19 protein-coding genes are annotated in these 16,546 nt (G+C 52.7%); 17 read left to right on the top strand and 2 right to left on the bottom strand.

Annotated features, from left to right (window positions below; all coding sequences use genetic code 11):
* Positions 1-18: 18 nt before the first annotated feature.
* The 11 genes from mreC (at position 19) to panC (ending at position 9,759) form a co-directional block, all read left to right on the top strand.
* Positions 19-897, top strand: a complete 879-nt coding sequence (gene mreC, locus Q4A85_RS03850; protein ID WP_303107841.1) for a rod shape-determining protein MreC — start codon at positions 19-21, stop codon at positions 895-897.
* Entirely contained in the window at positions 894-1,397 is a 504-nt protein-coding gene (gene mreD, locus Q4A85_RS03845; RefSeq protein ID WP_303107840.1) for a rod shape-determining protein MreD, read from the top strand. The genes mreC and mreD overlap by 4 nt, the downstream gene beginning before the upstream one ends.
* On the top strand, positions 1,394-3,520 hold the full coding sequence (mrdA, locus tag Q4A85_RS03840; protein ID WP_303107839.1) for a penicillin-binding protein 2: 2,127 nt from the start codon (positions 1,394-1,396) through the stop codon (positions 3,518-3,520). The genes mreD and mrdA overlap by 4 nt, the downstream gene beginning before the upstream one ends.
* Before the next feature lie 2 nt (positions 3,521-3,522).
* Positions 3,523-4,641: a rod shape-determining protein RodA gene (gene rodA / locus Q4A85_RS03835; protein ID WP_303107838.1), complete on the top strand. Its 1,119-nt coding sequence runs from the start codon at positions 3,523-3,525 to the stop codon at positions 4,639-4,641.
* Positions 4,642-4,723: 82 nt separating this feature from the next.
* Positions 4,724-4,894: a hypothetical protein gene (locus Q4A85_RS03830; protein ID WP_303107837.1), complete on the top strand. Its 171-nt coding sequence runs from the start codon at positions 4,724-4,726 to the stop codon at positions 4,892-4,894.
* 134 nt (positions 4,895-5,028) lie between these two features.
* Positions 5,029-5,469 (top strand): type II toxin-antitoxin system RatA family toxin, encoded by a 441-nt coding sequence (locus Q4A85_RS03825; RefSeq protein ID WP_303107836.1) that lies wholly within the window; start codon positions 5,029-5,031, stop codon positions 5,467-5,469.
* Positions 5,456-5,761 (top strand): RnfH family protein, encoded by a 306-nt coding sequence (locus tag Q4A85_RS03820; RefSeq protein ID WP_303107835.1) that lies wholly within the window; start codon positions 5,456-5,458, stop codon positions 5,759-5,761. Before Q4A85_RS03825 ends, Q4A85_RS03820 begins: the two co-directional genes overlap by 14 nt.
* Before the next feature lie 180 nt (positions 5,762-5,941).
* Positions 5,942-7,777 carry a SurA N-terminal domain-containing protein gene (locus Q4A85_RS03815; RefSeq protein WP_303107834.1) on the top strand — a complete coding sequence of 612 codons (1,836 nt, stop codon included), beginning with the start codon at positions 5,942-5,944 and terminating at the stop codon, positions 7,775-7,777.
* Positions 7,755-7,916: a hypothetical protein gene (locus Q4A85_RS03810; RefSeq protein ID WP_303107833.1), complete on the top strand. Its 162-nt coding sequence runs from the start codon at positions 7,755-7,757 to the stop codon at positions 7,914-7,916. The genes Q4A85_RS03815 and Q4A85_RS03810 overlap by 23 nt, the downstream gene beginning before the upstream one ends.
* Positions 7,917-8,135: 219 nt before the next feature.
* Positions 8,136-8,759: an SMI1/KNR4 family protein gene (locus tag Q4A85_RS03805; RefSeq protein ID WP_303107832.1), complete on the top strand. Its 624-nt coding sequence runs from the start codon at positions 8,136-8,138 to the stop codon at positions 8,757-8,759.
* 166 nt (positions 8,760-8,925) lie between these two features.
* Positions 8,926-9,759, top strand: a complete 834-nt coding sequence (panC, locus tag Q4A85_RS03800; protein ID WP_303107831.1) for a pantoate--beta-alanine ligase — start codon at positions 8,926-8,928, stop codon at positions 9,757-9,759.
* Between the two features lie 222 nt (positions 9,760-9,981).
* Here panC and Q4A85_RS03795 read toward each other — a convergent pair whose 3' ends face one another.
* Positions 9,982-10,413, bottom strand: a complete 432-nt coding sequence (locus Q4A85_RS03795; RefSeq protein ID WP_303107830.1) for an EamA family transporter — start codon at positions 10,411-10,413, stop codon at positions 9,982-9,984.
* A gap of 152 nt (positions 10,414-10,565) precedes the next feature.
* On the opposite strand from Q4A85_RS03795, the gene ybaK reads away from it, so the two are divergent.
* The 3 genes from ybaK (at position 10,566) to Q4A85_RS03780 (ending at position 12,176) form a co-directional block, all read left to right on the top strand.
* Entirely contained in the window at positions 10,566-11,048 is a 483-nt protein-coding gene (gene ybaK / locus Q4A85_RS03790; protein ID WP_303107829.1) for a Cys-tRNA(Pro) deacylase, read from the top strand.
* A 10-nt stretch (positions 11,049-11,058) separates the two neighbouring features.
* On the top strand, positions 11,059-11,727 hold the full coding sequence (locus Q4A85_RS03785) for a tetratricopeptide repeat protein (RefSeq protein WP_303107828.1): 669 nt from the start codon (positions 11,059-11,061) through the stop codon (positions 11,725-11,727).
* 320 nt (positions 11,728-12,047) lie between these two features.
* Positions 12,048-12,176: a hypothetical protein gene (locus Q4A85_RS03780; RefSeq protein ID WP_303107827.1), complete on the top strand. Its 129-nt coding sequence runs from the start codon at positions 12,048-12,050 to the stop codon at positions 12,174-12,176.
* 75 nt (positions 12,177-12,251) lie between these two features.
* Here the strand turns inward: Q4A85_RS03780 and Q4A85_RS03775 are convergent, their stop codons facing one another.
* Positions 12,252-13,262: a D-alanyl-D-alanine carboxypeptidase family protein gene (locus Q4A85_RS03775; RefSeq protein ID WP_303107826.1), complete on the bottom strand. Its 1,011-nt coding sequence runs from the start codon at positions 13,260-13,262 to the stop codon at positions 12,252-12,254.
* 441 nt (positions 13,263-13,703) lie between these two features.
* On the opposite strand from Q4A85_RS03775, the gene Q4A85_RS03770 reads away from it, so the two are divergent.
* The 3 genes from Q4A85_RS03770 to Q4A85_RS03760 all read left to right on the top strand — a co-directional run.
* Positions 13,704-15,599 carry a monovalent cation:proton antiporter-2 (CPA2) family protein gene (locus Q4A85_RS03770; RefSeq protein ID WP_303107825.1) on the top strand — a complete coding sequence of 632 codons (1,896 nt, stop codon included), beginning with the start codon at positions 13,704-13,706 and terminating at the stop codon, positions 15,597-15,599.
* On the top strand, positions 15,599-16,099 hold the full coding sequence (locus Q4A85_RS03765) for a GNAT family N-acetyltransferase (protein ID WP_303107824.1): 501 nt from the start codon (positions 15,599-15,601) through the stop codon (positions 16,097-16,099). The genes Q4A85_RS03770 and Q4A85_RS03765 overlap by 1 nt, the downstream gene beginning before the upstream one ends.
* 71 nt (positions 16,100-16,170) lie before the next feature.
* Positions 16,171-16,546: hypothetical protein (locus tag Q4A85_RS03760; RefSeq protein WP_303107823.1), on the top strand; the 376-nt coding region annotated here is incomplete at its 3' end.

Genomic DNA, 16,546 nt, shown 5'->3' with positions numbered 1-16,546 from the left:
TGCCTGAAAACTGTTCCAATGTCTGAATCGCTTTCTTTTACGCAACGTGGCATCCGCCCAGTTAATAAACTGATTTGCTTGTCGCTGGCATCCATCGCCTTATTGATGCTGGATAACCATTTTTCCGCCGTGAAAACCGCCAAGCAATACGTTGCCACGTCGCTTTATCCCTTGCAATGGTTAGCCAACAAGCCTGTTGAATGGTATGAATACAGCAACGCCTTGTTGCAATCGCAAACCTATCTGCTCAGCGAAAATCAACGTTTAACGCAAGAAAACGCCAAACTGCGTTTGCACGCCAGCCAAGTGGATATGCAAACCAAGCAGTTGGAAGAATTGCAATCGTTGTTGGCATTGAAACACCACGGTTTAACCATCACCACCGCTGCCGAAATTATTTCCAACGGCAAAGAGCCAACAGGCAGCAAGGTCATCATCAACAAAGGCGCAAACGACAATATTCGCGCAGGTGACGCGGTGGTGGATGATTCGGGCTTGATGGGGCAAGTTACCCAAGTGCATCCGCTTACCGCCGAAGTGAGCTTGCTCACCGACACCACCAACACCATCCCCGTTATGGTGGCGCGAACAGGCGTTCGCACCTTGCTTTATGGCGGCAGCGGCAATATTGAATTGCGCTATTTTCCCACCGATGCCGATTTGCAACCCAACGATGTGTTGGTTACTTCGGGCTTGGATAGCGTGTATCCCGCAGGTATTCCTGTTGCCAAAGTCTTGCTCACCAGCCGCAATGCCGGCACGCCGTTTTATCGCGCCGAGCTTAAACCTGTTGCCGCGTTGCGCGTGAGCAAATATGTTTTGGTGTTGCCGCAAACCGATTCCACCCTTATTCAGGCTGCCTCTGCGGCGGCAGGTTCATCTTCTGCAAAACCATGACCGAATCCGAAACCCTGTATAGCAAAATTCCAAAGCGGTTGATTTACATTAGCTTTTTGCTCACTATTTTGATTGATTTCATCCCGCTTTCAGGCAGCCTGTTTCATTGGCTGCCTGAATTTACAGCATTGATGCTGATGTATTGGATAATCAACCGCCCGCAAAACGTGGATATTGGCACGGCTTTTATACTCGGCTTGCTGGTGGATATTGGTACCAATGCTGCGCTGGGCGGGCACGCGCTTGCTTATATTGTTGCCGCGTATATTGTCATTCAAAATCGTCGCCAAATTGTGTTGTATCACTACGGCGTGCAGGCGGTAGTGATTTTTGCCGCGCTGTTGTGCAGCGAAATCATTTTGACGATTGTTCGCTGGCGATACACCCATCATTTTTATGGCTGGACCGTTTTTCTTTCGCCCGTTGTCGGTGCTTTGTTGTGGCCATTGTTGAATAAAATCATGGTCTCTCTCTTGAATTTTCTGAACTCTCGCCGATGAAAACACCCCGTCAATTTTCAGGCAGCTTTCCGCAACCCACCCACGACCGCCAGCGCGATTTTACTTGGCGGCTGATGGCTGCTTTCTTTTTTATTCTCATCTTTTTTGGCGTTTTGGCGGCGCGATTTGTGTTTCTGCAGGTGTATAAACACGATGAATACGTTGCCCAAGCCACCACCAACCGCATCACGCTGATTCCCACGCCGCCGATTCGCGGCGAAATCACCGATGTAAACGGCGTGGTGTTGGCGCAGAACTATCCCGCTTATTCGCTAGAAATCATCCCCAACCAAGTGGAAGGCAAAGAAGACGATTTAATTGAATCGCTTAAAGCCTATGTGAATTTAACCGAAGACGATTTGCGCCGTTTCAAAAAATTCCGCGCCGATTATCGCTCTTACGAAAAAGTCCCATTAAAGCTGAAATTAACCCCCGATGAAGCATCCATGCTTGCTGCGCAGTTGTATCGCTTTAAAGGCGTGGAAATCAACGCGCGCACTTTCCGCGAATACCCATTTGGCGCATTGACCGCGCATTTTTTGGGCTACATCGGGCGCATCAGCGATAAAGACATGGAAAAGCTGGTGGACAACAAGCGCGAAACCGCCTATCGCGGCACAACCCACATTGGCAAATCGGGCTTGGAAGCGTATTACGAAGAGCAGCTTCATGGCGCACCGGGCTATCAGGAAGTGGAAAAAGATGCGGCGGGCAATATTGTGCGCGTGATTCGTTCCGACCCATCGCAAACGGGGCAAACGCTGCGTTTGGCGATGGATATTCGTTTGCAAAAAGAAGCCGAACGCTTGATGGGCAACCGCCGTGGCGCGTTGGTAGCGATAGACCCGCAAACAGGCGGCGTGTTGGCGTTTGTTTCCAAGCCCAATTTTGACCCGAATGTGTTTATTGACGGCATTGACAGCGACACTTGGAAATCGCTCAACGAAAACTGGCAACGCCCGCTGATTAACCGCGTTACCCAAGGGATGTATCCCCCCGGTTCAACGTTTAAGCCGTTTATGGCGATGACGCTGCTGGAAAGCGGCAAAATAGGGCAGGGCACATACGTTCCCGCCCCCGGCTCGTGGAGCATCCCTGGTAGCAAGCATCAATTCCGCGATGCGGCGCGGGGCGGGCATGGCTCGGTTACGCTGCTGCGCGCGATTCAAGTGTCGTCCGATACTTTTTTCTATCGCCAAGGCTATGAGCTGGGGATTGAAAAAGCCTTTCCTTATTTGGCTTCGTTTGGCTTTGGCGAGCGCACGGGCATTGATTTGCCTGGCGAATATCGCGGCATTTTGCCCAGCCCTGCTTGGAAAGCAAAACGCTGGGCAAAAGGCACGGAAAGACAACGCCATTGGAATCCCGCCGAGATGGTGCCTGTGAGCATTGGGCAGGGCTATAACACTTACACGCCGTTGCAAATGGCGCACGCCACCGCCACGCTGGCAAATAATGGCACGGTGTATCGCCCGCATTTGGTGAAAGAACTGCTTGACCATGAAAATCAACAAATCACCGTGATTGACCCCAAGCCCGAGCGCGTGTTGCCTTATAAGCCAAGCAATTTCAATTATGTGAAACGCGGGATGCAGCTGGTGTTGCAAAGCGGTGGCACGGCGGCAAAAATTGGCGCGGGCTTGCGCTACACCATGGGCGGCAAAACGGGCACGGCGCAAGTGGTGCAAATTGCGCAGGGGAAAAGCTATAACGCCGCCGCGCTGCGCGTGCAACACCGCGACCATGCTTGGTTTATCGCCTTTGCGCCTGTGGACAAGCCGCAAATTGCCGTGGCGGTGATTTTGGAAAACGCGGGCTGGGGCGTGAACGCTGCGCCTGTGGCACGCCATTTGATTGATTATTATCTGTTGCAATTAAAGCAAGACAAGGTGAGCAAGGAAATCACAGGCGCGCGCCGCACCGCCAACCCTTTGCTGCAACTTTCCGCGCCGATGACCAAACAGCAAAACAGCATTCAGGCTGCCTTTGAAGCCGTGGCGCAAGAAAAGGCGGCGCGGGCTAATCCCAGTTTTCCGGCTGCCTCTGCGCCTGCTTCTGCGCCTGCGGTTGCTTCTGCCCCCGCTGCTGTGCCCACTTCTGCGCCGCCTGCCAAGAGACCGTAACCATGCAAGAACACAACGACAATCTGCTCATCAAAGCCAAACGCTTATTTTGGAATCCGCTTGACCCTTGGCTGTTTTACGCCATGCTCGCCGTGTATTTGATGAGTATGTTTTTGCTTTACTCCGCCGATGGGCAAGACATTGGGCGGCTGGAAAACAAAACCCTGCACACCATTTTGGGTGTGGGTTTGCTGCTGATTTTTGCGCGGATTCGCCCCAATATTTTGAGCAATTTTGCCCTGCCGATTTATGTGCTGGGCGTGGTGCTGCTGCTGGGCGTGCATTTTTTTGGCGTTACGGTAAACGGCTCAACGCGCTGGCTTAACTTGGGCTTTGTGCGCTTGCAGCCGTCTGAAATCATGAAAATTGGGCTGCCGATGACGGTGGCATGGTTTTTCCAGCGATATGAAAACAATCTTTCGTGGTTTCACTATCTTGCCGCGCTGGCGATTATCGCCGTGCCTGTTGCCCTGATTTTGAAGCAGCCCGATTTGGGCACCGCCACGCTGATTATGGCTTCGGGGTTGTTTGTGATTTTCTTTGCAGGGCTGCCGTGGAAAGCCCTGTTGACTTCCATCATCGCCTTTGCCGCCGCGCTGCCCGTGATGTGGAATTACGGCATGCACGATTACCAAAAACAGCGCGTGCTCACCCTGCTTGACCCATCCAAAGACCCGCTGGGCGCGGGTTATCACATTTTGCAATCCATGATTGCCATCGGCTCGGGCGGCGTGTGGGGCAAGGGCTGGCTCAATGGCACGCAAACCCATTTGGACTACATCCCCGAATCCACCACCGACTTTATCTTTGCCGTGTATGGCGAAGAATTTGGCTTGATTGGCAATGTGTTGCTGTTGATTGTGTATCTGGTAATACTCGGGCGCGGCTTGGTGATTGCTTCGCAAGCCAAAACGCTCTACAACCGCACGCTGGCAGGCGCGCTAACGATGACTTTTTTCTGCTACGCCTTTGTCAACATGGGCATGGTGAGCGGTATTTTGCCCGTGGTGGGCGTACCGCTGCCTTTGGTGAGCTACGGCGGCACGGCAACGCTGTCTATTATGTTTATTTTGGCGTTGCTGATGGGGATAGCGAATCAGAATCGGAAAAAGCAGAATTGATGTGATAGGGCAGCCTGAAAAGGTTGAATGGCGTTTCAGGTTGCCTTGACCATCTGATGCAGCCTGAAAAGCCAAACCATTTATGACCAACCATTTTCAGGCTGCCTCCATCCAATCCAACCTTTTTAGGCAGCCTGAAACCTTTGCGAAACCTACAACCGATGGAGCTTCGGCGGCTCGCCGACATATTTCCAACCAGCGCAGTCCTGTTGAATACGCCATTTGGCGACGAGCCGGCGCTGCTCCATTTTAGATTTCAGGCTGCCTCAATCATCTGATGCAGCCTGAAAAAACAAAACCATTTATGCCAACCATTTTCAGGCTGCCTCCCATCGCTCCTAATTTTAAGCAGCCTGAAACCCCCAACCCAACCACCCCATTCCCACCATGTCCGAAATCCAAATCCACAAAACCGTTCTCGTCCCCCACAGCGCAGCACAAATGTATCAGCTGGTGGACCACGTTGAAGACTACCCCAAATTCCTGCCGTGGTATGGGCGCAGCGAAGTGCTGCACCGCAGCGACACCGAACTCAAAGCCCGCCTGCACATGGACTACATGGGCATTACCCAATCTTTCGCCACCCACAACCACAACACCCCCAACCGCGAAATCCGCATCACCCTGCTGGAAGGCCCGTTCAAATCCCTGCACGGCACATGGCAATTTGACGATTTGGGCGACGACATCTGCCAAATTACCTTTACGCTCAACTACGAACTCACAGGCATCCTGAGCCGCCTGATTGCCCCCGTGTTCAACAGCATATCCAGCAAGCTGGTGGACGCATTTGTGAAAGAAGCCAATAAACGCTATGGCAAACGATAACGAAATCACCATAGAAGTCGCCTACGGCACAGCCGAACAACAGCGGCTCTATCGTTTCAGGCTGCCTGCCAACAGCACCGCCCGCCAAGCCGCGCTTGCTGCCCCCGTGCTTGCCGACTTTCCCGAAGCCGCTCCCGCCACCGCCCCGCTGGGCATCTTTGGCAAAGCGGTGAAAGACGAGCATATCTTGCGCGATGGCGACCGCGTAGAAATCTACCGCCCGCTGCAAGCCGACCCCAAAGAAGCACGGCGCAAGCGCGTGGCGCAGAATAAGCCGCCCAAGGCAGCCTGAAAACCATTCAACAGTATCTCACCCCATTTCAGGCTGCCCCATCCCCCGCAAAATCCCCCACACAACCCCGCCGCAAAACGGTAAAATTCTGCCTTTTTCCAGCCTGCCCAGCGGTTGAACACCCAACCCAAAGGCAGCCTGCCCCTTTCCCTTTCAACCCCAACTCAACCCCAAAACACCATGTTCCATTCAGTCAATAAATTCCGCACCCCCGTTACCATCCTGCTCTCGCTGATTACCGTGTCGTTTGTCGGCTACGGTTTTGTGTCCCTGCAAACCGTGTCCCGCGACAACAACTACATCGTGAAAGTGGGCGACCAAATCATCAGCCGCTACGCGCTAGACCAAGCCGTGCAAAACACCGAAGCCGCAGGCGAGCAAGCCAGCCGCGAAGCCGTATTCCAAACCCTGCTGCAACGCGCCTATTTGATGGAAGGCGCAAAACAGCTTGGCATCGTGGTGAGCGATGAGCAAATCAAGCAAATGGTGGTGGATACGCCGCTGTTTCACGACAGCAACGGCAAATTCAATGCCAAGCTGTTCCAAGACTACTTAACCAACACGCGCCAAAGCGAAGAAACGTTTATGCAAACGCAGCGCGAAAACCTTACCGTTGCCGCGCTGCTGCAAACGCTTAACAGCAACGCCGTGTCCGATTTCCAAGCGCAGCAAGTCATCAACGCCGCGTTTGCCCCCCGCGCCACCCGCGCCTATGTGTTGAGCCCGCAAGCCTTTGCCGATAAGGTGAAAGTGGACGATGCCGCGCTGAAAAAATACTACGAAGCCAACAAAAAAGACTTCCTGCTGCCGCAAGGCGCAAAATTTGAATACATCGTACTCTCGCCTAAAAACATCGCCAGCCAACAAAGCGTGAGCGATGCCGAAATTGAAGAAGCCTACAACGCCAGCAAAGGCAGCCTGAAACCCACGCGCCGCGTGTCGCATATTTTGATTGAAGCACCCAAATCCGCCGATGCCGCCACGCGCGAAAAAGCCCGCGCCAAAGCCGAAAAAATCGCCGCCGAAGCCAAAGCGCATCCCGAGCAGTTTGCCGAAATCGCCAAACGCAGCTCGCAAGACGTAGGCAGCGCAGCCAATGGCGGCGACTTGGGCGAGATTGCGCAAGATGGCAAAGTGGGCAGCAAAGCCTTGGAAGACGCGGCATTCGCGTTAAACAAAGGCGAAGTGAGTGGCGTGGTGGAAAGCGATTTTGGCTACCACATCTTGCGCGTAACCGACATTGCCGATGTGTCGCTGGATGCGCAAAAAGACAGCATCCGCAGCAGTTTGCAAGCCAAAAAAGCGCAGCAGGAATACAACAAACAGCGCGAAGCATTAAGCGAAGCCGTGTTCAGCGCGCGCGATAAATTGCAACCCGCCGCGCAAAAATTTGGCTTAACCGTGCAAACGCAAAACGAGTGGGCAACCAAAGCCAACGCAGGCAGCCTGAAAATCCCCGCCGCCGTGGTGGAAGCCTTGTTGGCAGGCGATGTGTTCAGCAAAAAACTCAACTCCGCCGCCATCAATGTAGACGGTGAAACATGGTTTGTGCGCCCCACCGAAACCCGCGCCGAGAGCACCGAAACCTTTGAGCAAGCCAAATCGCGCGTGGAAGAACGCTTTAAACTCGCCGAAAGCCGCCGCCTTGCGCTGGAACAAGCCAAAAATCTGCAAAAAGAATTGGCAGCGGGCAAAAACCCCGCGATTGCGTGGTCGCCTGTGGAGCAAGTTGCGCCGCTGCAAGTGCGCCCTGTGTTGAGCGATGATGCCTACCTTGCCTTTATGCAAGCCGTCCCCAAAAACGGCAAACCCGCCTACACCGTGCTGGATATGCCCGCCGCACCGCAGTTGGTGGAAGTGCAATCCATCCAAACCATCAACAACCCCGAAGCCCTAGCCAACGCCAAGCGGCAACTGGCGCAAGAAATGGGCGAGAACCTGATTCAAAGCTATATTGAATCGCTGGCGGCAACGGTTACAACCCAGCAGGGGATTGAGAAAATATCGGGCGAATAATCGCCATCTGTTTTCAGGCTGCCTATGCCATTCAGGCAGCCTGAAACTGCAAATAGGGTCAATCAAAATCACGATATGTTGTAGGGTGTGCGGCTTTGCCACGCACCATTTAGCCTTGCTCACGCCAATGCGCCATTAAGCCGCCCATTCGTGTTACCCCGTTTTCAGGCTGCCTATGCCGAGCAGCCAGCCCAAGGCAGCCTGAAATGGATTTGGTGTGTTGATAGCCAGCAGTACTGATTAAAAGCTCTGCAATCTGTTCCCTCTCCCGCCAGCGGGGGAAGAAACAGTCAGTAGTGCAGCATACTTTTTAGGACACCACCATGGATTTTACCCACCCAGCCATCAGAAAACCGCCATGCAAGACCTAGTTGCCCGTATGCAAGCCCAGCTTAAAGCCCTTGCGCAAAAATACCCCGAAGCATCCGCCGAGTTGCCTTACACCTTTGAGCTGAACGCAGGCGCAAGCGAAGCTGATTTCGCCAAGCTGGAACAAGTACTAGGCTACGCATTGCCCGAAGAGTTTAACGAACTCTACCGTGTTGCCAACGGCGAGCCCGATATAGACGGCGTGTTTGCCAGCGAAGAATGGTTGAGCATTGACCGCATTATTAGCGAATACAACATTTGGAATCAGATCTACCAAGAAGGCTTCTTCCAACACGAAGATGACACAGACTTCGGCTGCACGCCCGAAGATGCAGGCATCAAAGCCGACTTTTGGTGGAATCCCAAATGGATTCCGCTTTCCGCAGACGGCGGCGGCGACGGCAAAATGATAGACCTAGACCCCGCGCCCAGCGGCACAGCGGGGCAAATCATCCAAATGTGGCACGACAATCCTGCCCGCGAAAAGAAGCCAACTCTTTGCGCGAATTTCTGCAAAATTATGTGGCGGATTGGGAAGCAGGCTTATATGTGTTGGATGCCGAATACGGCGTGGTATTGCAATCCGAATTGGAAGAACTCCGTATTCTATTGAAGCAGCCTGCATAGCGTAGCGAAGTTGCGAAATTGACAACGCCTAATCACTTGCGCCGCAATCTTTTTTCCGCTTTCAGGCTGCCTATTGCACCCCATCAAGGCAGCCTGAAACGCCGCTCAGCGTAGCTAAAACCATTATCCCAACTCCACCATAAGGACACCCCATGCACATATTCCACACCATCGCCCAACTGCGCGACTGGCGCAAAACCGTTGCCAACGTTGCCTTTGTGCCCACCATGGGCAATCTGCACGACGGGCATCTCGCGCTGGTTGAACGCGCCAAACAAGAAGCCGAGCACGTTGTGGTCAGCATTTTTGTGAACCGCATCCAGTTTGGTCAGGGCGAAGATTTTGACCAATACCCGCGCACCCTTGCCCAAGATGCCGACAAACTCCGCGCCGCAGGCGTTGCCGCCATTTTCGCCCCCGATGAAGCCGAGCTGTATCCCGCAGGCGAGCAGCAATATTTCGTTGAACCGCCCGCGCTGCAACACGAGCTATGCGGCGTGTCGCGCCCGATTCACTTTCGCGGCGTGGCAACCGTGGTCAGCAAGCTGTTTAACATCGTGCAGCCCGATGTCGCCTGCTTTGGCAAAAAAGACTACCAGCAAGTCGCCATCATCAAAGGCATGGTTGCCGATTTAAACATCCCCGTGCGCATCGTTGCCGTGAACACAGGACGCGCCGCCGATGGCTTGGCACTATCCAGCCGCAACCAATATTTAAGCCAAGCCGAACGCGCCGAAGCCCCACGCCTATACCGCACCTTGCAAACCATCGCCCAAACCGCGCAAGCAGGCAACCACAACTTCGCCGCGCTCGCCCAAGTCGCCCGCAACGAGCTGCACGCGCACGGCTGGACGGTGGATTATGTGGAAATCCGCCAAGCAGTCAGCCTGAAACCCGCGCAAGTAAGCGACACGCAACTGGTGGCACTCGCCGCCGCCAAGCTGGGCAACACGCGGCTGATTGATAATTTGGAGTTTGCGCTGTAAGGCGCGGTGGCGATTGCGGAGCGATAAAGGCAGCCTGAAAACATTGTTTAGATGCTGTTTTAGCTTCGCTGAAACTCGCTTCGCTCGTTTTCAGGCTGCCTATTGTCTGCCCGATTACGTTGCGCTACCCACCCAACCTTGCCCACCACACCAAAGCAGCCTGAAAAGCCAACTTCCCGCTTTTCAGGCTGCCTTTATCGCCGTATCAAACGCGCGTGCCCATCACCGCTTAATCGCCAACACCAACACCCCCGCCGCCACCAGCGCAATCCCCAGCCAAGCCTGCCCATTCGGCCGCTCCCCCAAAAACACCACCGCAAACACCGCCACCAGCACCACGCCCAACTTATCAATCGGCGCAACCTGCGAAGCATCGCCCATTTGCAACGCCTTAAAATACGCCAGCCAAGAAGCCCCCGTTGCCAAGCCCGACAAAATCAAAAACAGCCAATTCTTCGCCGACAAACTGCCCAGCGGCTGCCACTTTTTCGCATAAGTCAAAAACGCGCTCAACGCCGCAATAATCACCAGTGTGCGGATAAACGTCGCAAAATCCGAATCCACGCCCTGCAAACCCAGTTTGGCAAAAATCGCCGTCATCGCCGCAAAAATCGCCGAAGCCAACGCCCAATAAAGCCAAGATTGCGCTGCCATGTTGCACTCCCATCGTGGTTTAAAAACGCCATTTTACCGCGTTTCAGGCTGCCCATGCGCATCGCCCAGCCCGCGCAAGCCAGCAAGCAAAGCGCGAAAGGCAGCCTGAAAACTGCTAAAATCGCCTTTTTGCAACCCATCCCCCCAACATCATGGCAAAACCCGACTACCCCATCACCCCCGCTATCCGCTTTCTGCGCGAGCACAACATCGCCTTTGAGCCCAAACTTTATCCCTATGTAGAACACGGCGGCACAGCCGTCCCCGCGCAACATTTTGGCGTGGACGAACACGCCGTAGTCAAAACCATCGTACTAGAAAACGATAAAAAACAAGGCTTAATCTGCATCATGCACGGTGATAAACACATCTCCACGCGCAACCTTGCCCGCGAGCTGGGCATGAAACACATAGAGCCCGCCCAGCCCAACCAAGCCAACAAATGGACAGGCTATTTAGTCGGCGGCACCAGCCCATTCGGCACCAAAACCGCGCTGCCCGTGTACGTAGAAGAAAGCATCTACGCGCTGCCCACCATCTACGTCAATGGCGGCAAACGCGGCTTTCTCGTCGCTATCGCCCCGCAAGATTTAGCCCCACTCAACCCCACCAGCGTTCACGTCGCCACCGAATAAGGAAAACACAATGCCAACATGGAAAACCTGCCTGCTCGCCGCCAGCCTAGCCGCGTTCACCTTCGCGCCCCAAGCCACGCAAGCCAAAACCCCCGCCCAACAGAGCAAAACAACCAGCGCAGCCAAAACCAGCCCCAACCAAACCGTTTACAACCAAGCCATCGCCGCCGTGCAAAAAGGCGATTACGCCACCGCGTTTAAAATCCTAGAACCGCTCGCCAAAAAAGGCGATGCCACCGCGCAGCACAACATCGCCGTGCTGTATCAAGACGGCTTGGGCACCAAAGCCGATGCCAAACAAGCCCTGTATTGGTACGAAAAAGCCGCCGCCCAAGGCGAACCAGAAGCGCAATTTATGACAGGTCTGATGTACAGCGACGGCACAGGCACCGCGCAAGACTACAAAAAAGCCGCCTATTGGTACGAAAAAGCCGCCAAAAAAGGACACGCCGAAGCGCAAAACAACCTTGCCGCACGCTACGCCACAGGCACAGGCGTAAACAAAGACATGGCAAAAGCCAAATACTGGTATGCCCAAGCCGCCGCGCAAGGCAACAAATCCGCCGCCTACACCCTGCAACAGCTTGAAGCACTAGAAAAAAACGCACAACAAGGCAAAGGCAGCCTGAAAACCCTAATGCTGAACGAAGCGCAAAAAGCCGTGCCGAAGAAAAAATAGTTGATGATGTCCTAAAAAGTATGCTGTTTGGATTATTGTTGCTGACAAGCAGCATTGATTAAAATTTCTGAAATTTGTTCCTTCTCCCGCTGGCAGGGGAAGATTAGGATGGGGGTGGCTGTTTAATCTAGCGCTCCCGACTTAACTCCCCCACCAGCGAAAAATAGCGGCTTGGCATACTTTTAGAATATCGCCAAATAGCTTAGCTCTGCCGAAACTCGTTTTCAGGCTGCCTTATGTTGATTGCAACACATAAGGCAGCCTGAAAACAAATAAATGGCAGGGTAGGGCAGAGTAGGGCGATGAATAACCAAACCATCTTGCTCCCCATCTTCAAGCCCCACAACCTTTGCCAAACCAGCAACCAATGGAGCATCGGTGGCTCGCCGACACCTTGGCAACCATGCCAGCAAAGTCTCATTGAACACGCATATTTCAGGCTGCCTTAATCACTCATAAAAGGCAGCCTAAAAACCAAAAAACGCATCCCATTCAGCAGGATGCGTTTTATCTTATTCACAGCATTACAACGTCGTTTGCACAATATTGCCCAAAGACCGCGCATCGCTCGCACGGCTAGCCGAAGTCGCCGACCCCAGCACCACAATCACCACAGGCGTTTGTCCCATTTTCGCTTGTAGCACCATAGAACGCCCCGCTTCGCGGATGTAGCCCGTTTTTTGCAGCGTGATATTCATTTGCCCTTCGCGCACCAAAACATTCGTGTTTTTATACTGTTGCAATTTGCCATTGCTGGTATAAGCCTGACCATAATTAGAAGTCGTCAATTCACGAATTTTCGCGTAATTACTCGCCGCCTGCACCATTTTGCCCAATTCCAGCGCAGTAGAAACATTGCGCGGGTCTAAACCCGTTGGCTCATAAAAACGGCTGTTCGCCATGCCCAAACTACGCGCCTTGGCATTCATCGCCGCCACAAAAGCAGGCATCCCACCGGGATAAGTCCGCGCCAGCGCATGAATCGCACGATTTTCGCTGCTCATCAATCCCAAATGCAACAGCTGTGCGCGCGTGAGCGTCGTTCCCACCGATAAACGGCTGTTCGTGCCTTTCAAGCGGTCAATTTCCGCTTCGGTAATCGTAATTTGCTCATTCATGTTCAAATTCGCATCCAGCAACACCATTGCCGACATCAATTTAGAAATAGAAGCGATTGAACGCACGCTGCTCATGTTTTTTTGATACAAAATCTGTCCCGTTTTCGCATTCATAATCAACGCAGATTGCGCTTTAAGCATAGGCCCCGCTTGCGCCGCTTGATATTGAATAGTATTGGTATGAACAGCCTGAGTGGGCGCAGCATTAAAATTGGCAGAAGGTTGCATATAAGCCGCAAGCGGGTCGTATTCCGCCGTTTGCACAGGCACATTATTTTGAACAGGTTGTGTTGCAAATTTTTGCTCCAAAAATTGCCCCAGCACATCTTCATCATCAATCGCATAAGCATTGCTGATTAAACCCAAGCTCAATAACGAAGCGATACAAACCGTTTTACCAAATTTTAAAATTGCCATAAGACTCTGTATTCCAAAAAGATTTAAATTAACATGAATAAAAAAGAAATAGGTGATGCGCCAACAAATCCAAATCAGATTGCCACGCGAAAATAATGCGCGAATATATCATTACTGCGCAATGAGTTAAAGAGTTTTTGCGTAAAAATTTTGTAAGCGGATGCGATTTAGGGAATTTTGCAGCGCAAATAAAAGTTCCAATAAGTCATATTATGTTAAATATTTAGTTTGGAAATTATCTTTACACTTCCTTACGCAATTCTGCCCTTTTCAGGCTGCCTGAAATCTATCTTTTTGCAAGAAAATTTTGTAAAATCTATGTACTTGGCAACAAATTGCGTCAATTCTTTTTTTCTTGCTGCAAATACCAAAAAGCTAAGTTTTTTGCATTTTCTCTTCTTTTTCTCATTTTAACCACGCCATTATTTAAGGACAGCCCGCATGACTGCTCTTCTTCTTTACGCCTTTATTTATCTTTCGTTTGCTGTTGGAGCGGTTTTAATCTCGCAAAAATTGGGCTTGGGCTCGGTGTTGGGCTATTTGATTGCGGGGATTTTAATTGGCCCTATTTTGGGTTTGGTTGGCAAGGAAACGGAATCTATTCAGCATGTTGCGGAATTTGGCGTGGTGATGATGCTGTTTTTGGTGGGCTTGGAGCTTGCGCCTAAAATGCTGTGGCAGCTGCGACATAAATTGCTGGGGTTGGGCGGCTTGCAAATTACGCTGACGGTGGCGGCGGTTACGGGCATTTCTATGGCTTTGGGCTATAAATGGCAAATTGGCGTGGCGGTGGGCTGTATTTTGGCGTTGTCGTCCACGGCGATTGTGTTGCAAACGTATAACGAGAAGCAGTTGATGCAAACGGCTGGTGGGCAGGCGGGCTTTGCGGTGCTGCTGTTTCAGGATGTGGCGGCGATTCCGATGCTGGCGTTGATGCCGCTGTTGGCGACTTCGGGCATTGCGAAAAAAGGCGAAGGTGGGCATACGGCGGGCAATTTGCTGGCACACCAACCCGGTTGGATTGTGGCGATTGTAAGCGTGGCGGCGATTTTGCTGATTGTGTTGGCGGTGCGTTATGTGGTGCCGTTTATGTTTCGCATCATCATCAAAAGCCGTGTGCGCGAGATGTTTACGGTGTTTACGCTGTTGCTGGTGGTGGGCATTGCGACGCTGATGTCGCTGGTGGGGCTGTCGCCTGCGCTGGGGGCTTTTGTGGCGGGGGTTACGTTGGCAAATAGCACTTATCGGCATGAGATGGAAAGCCGTTTGGAGCCGTTTAAGGGGATTTTTTTGGGGCTGTTTTTTATTACGGTGGGCGCGGGGATGAATTTTGCGATTTTGCAAAACAAGTTTTTTCCGATTATTGGCATGACGCTGGCTTTGCTGCTGGTTAAGGCTTCGATGTTGGTGTTGCTGGGCAAGATTTTCAGGCTGCCGCCGTTGGCGACTAAATTGTTTGCGTTGAGTTTGGCGCAAGCGGGGGAATTTGGTTTTGTGTTGCTGTCTATTGCGCAGGCAAACCATGTTTTGCCGAAAACTGTGTTGGACCGCATTAACTTGGTGGTGGCGTTGTCTATGGTGCTGACACCGTTGTTGTTTATTGTTTATGAAAAGGTTTTCGCGCCGCGTGCGATTAAGGAAGAGAACGCGGAAAGCCGTCAAAATGATACGATTGACGAGGAAAATCCTGTGATTTTGCTGGGGCATGGGCGGTTTGGGCAGCACATCAATAGTATGCTGACGGCTTGCGGCTACCACACAACGGTGATTGATAACCATGCGGAAATGGTAGAGGGGCTGGCAAAGCTGGGCATTAAATCGTATTACGGCGATGCGACTGACCCTGAACTATTGGGTTCGGCGGGCTTGGCGCACGCGAAGTTGTTGATTGTGGCGATTGATGGCAAAAGCGACACCACGGCGGTGGTGGAATATGTGCGTCGCCACTACCCTACTCTGCCGATTATTGCGCGGGCGCATGACCGTGTGCACGCTTATGATTTGCGCCATGCGGGGGCGAGTTACATTATCCGCGAGCTATCGGATTCTTCGGTGCGCGCGGGGCGGATTGCGCTGGAAAAACTGGGGATGCAGCCTGAAAAAGCGCGCGAGTTGAGCAAATTTTATGCGGCGCGGGATAGGTATATGTCTGACCGCTTGGCAGAGGTGTATGACCCGAGCTTGCCGTTGTTTGCCGATGAGAATTTGATGAGCGTAGTGCGCGAGGTGGATGGCGAAACGCAGGCGATGATGCAGACGATTTTGCACGATGGGCAGGTGGATTGGCATGAGCAAACGGAAGTACCTGAAACCAAAATGAAAACGGGTATTTCGTGATGGGTTATACGCTTTCGCTGGCGCGGCGCGAAGATTTGCCTGAAATTGTGGCGATTTACAACAGCACGATTGCTTCGCGCCAAGCGACAGCGGATTTGCTGCCTGTTTCGGTGGCGGAGCGCGAGACTTGGTTTGCGGCGCATCAGCGGGAAAATCGCCCGCTGTATGTGGTGCGGGATGCGGTTTCAGGCTGCCTGATGGCTTGGGCGAGTTTGAGCGATTATTATCCCCGCGCGGCATACAATCGTACGGCGGAAGTGAGTGTTTATGTGGATGCGCGGCATCGTGGCGCGGGCTTGGGCAAATGGTTGCTGGGGGAGATAATTCGGCGCGCGCCTGCGCTAGGGGTGCATCAGTTGATTGCGGTGGTGTTTGCGCACAATGCGCCAAGTTTGGCGTTGTTTGGCGGCTTGGGCTTTTCGGAGTGGGGGTGGCTGCCTGCGGTGTGTGAGCTGGATGGGGTGTTGGCAGATGTGGTGGTGTTGGGGAAGACGGTTTGATTGTGTGGGATGATGTGTTTTCAGGCTGCCTAGTTGCTTAGCAATGGGCAGCCTGAAACTTTGGGCGTTGCGTGGCAGAGCTATACACTCTACTGGGCAGCCTGAAAATGGGATTTGTGTTGTGTGTGGTGGCTGTGTTTTTTTGGCGACGAGCCGTTGTTGTTCCATTTTGGGTTTCAGGCTGCCTGTTGGTTGATGCAATAGGCAGCCTGAAATGCTTGGGCGCGGGCGGGATGGTAGGGCAGCCTGAAATGGATTTCGCGCTTTCTACGGCTTGCTTGCAAGCCGTGCGCTGGCAAATGGTTTTTGCTACGCTGAACTTTGTTTCAGGCTGCCTAATCTGTAGAAATCAACCGCGTTGTTTACACAACAGTTTGGGAAAAATAAGCCTATGCAACACTTCAAAGGGCGTATCCCCTTTCAGGCTGCTATGCGGCTTCACGGTAT

It is taken from the genome of Kingella sp. (in: b-proteobacteria), from assembly GCF_030527935.1.
Lineage (GTDB): Bacteria > Pseudomonadota > Gammaproteobacteria > Burkholderiales > Neisseriaceae > Kingella_B.
The sequence above is the reverse complement of the archived record's forward strand: the minus strand, read 5'-3'. Positions and strand labels throughout refer to the sequence as shown.

What these genes read in the sequence shown, in the direction of transcription:
- Q4A85_RS03805 (WP_303107832.1), top strand. Translation starts at nt 8,136, where the DNA reads ATGCAAGACCTAGTTGCCCGTATGCAAGCCCAGCTTAAAGCCCTTGCG.
- ybaK (WP_303107829.1), top strand. Translation starts at nt 10,566, where the DNA reads ATGGCAAAACCCGACTACCCCATCACCCCCGCTATCCGCTTTCTGCGC.
- Q4A85_RS03815 (WP_303107834.1), top strand. Translation starts at nt 5,942, where the DNA reads ATGTTCCATTCAGTCAATAAATTCCGCACCCCCGTTACCATCCTGCTC.
- Q4A85_RS03820 (WP_303107835.1), top strand. Translation starts at nt 5,456, where the DNA reads ATGGCAAACGATAACGAAATCACCATAGAAGTCGCCTACGGCACAGCC.
- mreC (WP_303107841.1), top strand. Translation starts at nt 19, where the DNA reads ATGTCTGAATCGCTTTCTTTTACGCAACGTGGCATCCGCCCAGTTAAT.
- rodA (WP_303107838.1), top strand. Translation starts at nt 3,523, where the DNA reads ATGCAAGAACACAACGACAATCTGCTCATCAAAGCCAAACGCTTATTT.
- Q4A85_RS03825 (WP_303107836.1), top strand. Translation starts at nt 5,029, where the DNA reads ATGTCCGAAATCCAAATCCACAAAACCGTTCTCGTCCCCCACAGCGCA.
- mreD (WP_303107840.1), top strand. Translation starts at nt 894, where the DNA reads ATGACCGAATCCGAAACCCTGTATAGCAAAATTCCAAAGCGGTTGATT.
- Q4A85_RS03785 (WP_303107828.1), top strand. Translation starts at nt 11,059, where the DNA reads ATGCCAACATGGAAAACCTGCCTGCTCGCCGCCAGCCTAGCCGCGTTC.
- panC (WP_303107831.1), top strand. Translation starts at nt 8,926, where the DNA reads ATGCACATATTCCACACCATCGCCCAACTGCGCGACTGGCGCAAAACC.
- Q4A85_RS03795 (WP_303107830.1), bottom strand. Translation starts at nt 10,413, where the DNA reads ATGGCAGCGCAATCTTGGCTTTATTGGGCGTTGGCTTCGGCGATTTTT.
- Q4A85_RS03770 (WP_303107825.1), top strand. Translation starts at nt 13,704, where the DNA reads ATGACTGCTCTTCTTCTTTACGCCTTTATTTATCTTTCGTTTGCTGTT.
- mrdA (WP_303107839.1), top strand. Translation starts at nt 1,394, where the DNA reads ATGAAAACACCCCGTCAATTTTCAGGCAGCTTTCCGCAACCCACCCAC.
- Q4A85_RS03830 (WP_303107837.1), top strand. Translation starts at nt 4,724, where the DNA reads ATGACCAACCATTTTCAGGCTGCCTCCATCCAATCCAACCTTTTTAGG.
- Q4A85_RS03775 (WP_303107826.1), bottom strand. Translation starts at nt 13,262, where the DNA reads ATGGCAATTTTAAAATTTGGTAAAACGGTTTGTATCGCTTCGTTATTG.
- Q4A85_RS03765 (WP_303107824.1), top strand. Translation starts at nt 15,599, where the DNA reads ATGGGTTATACGCTTTCGCTGGCGCGGCGCGAAGATTTGCCTGAAATT.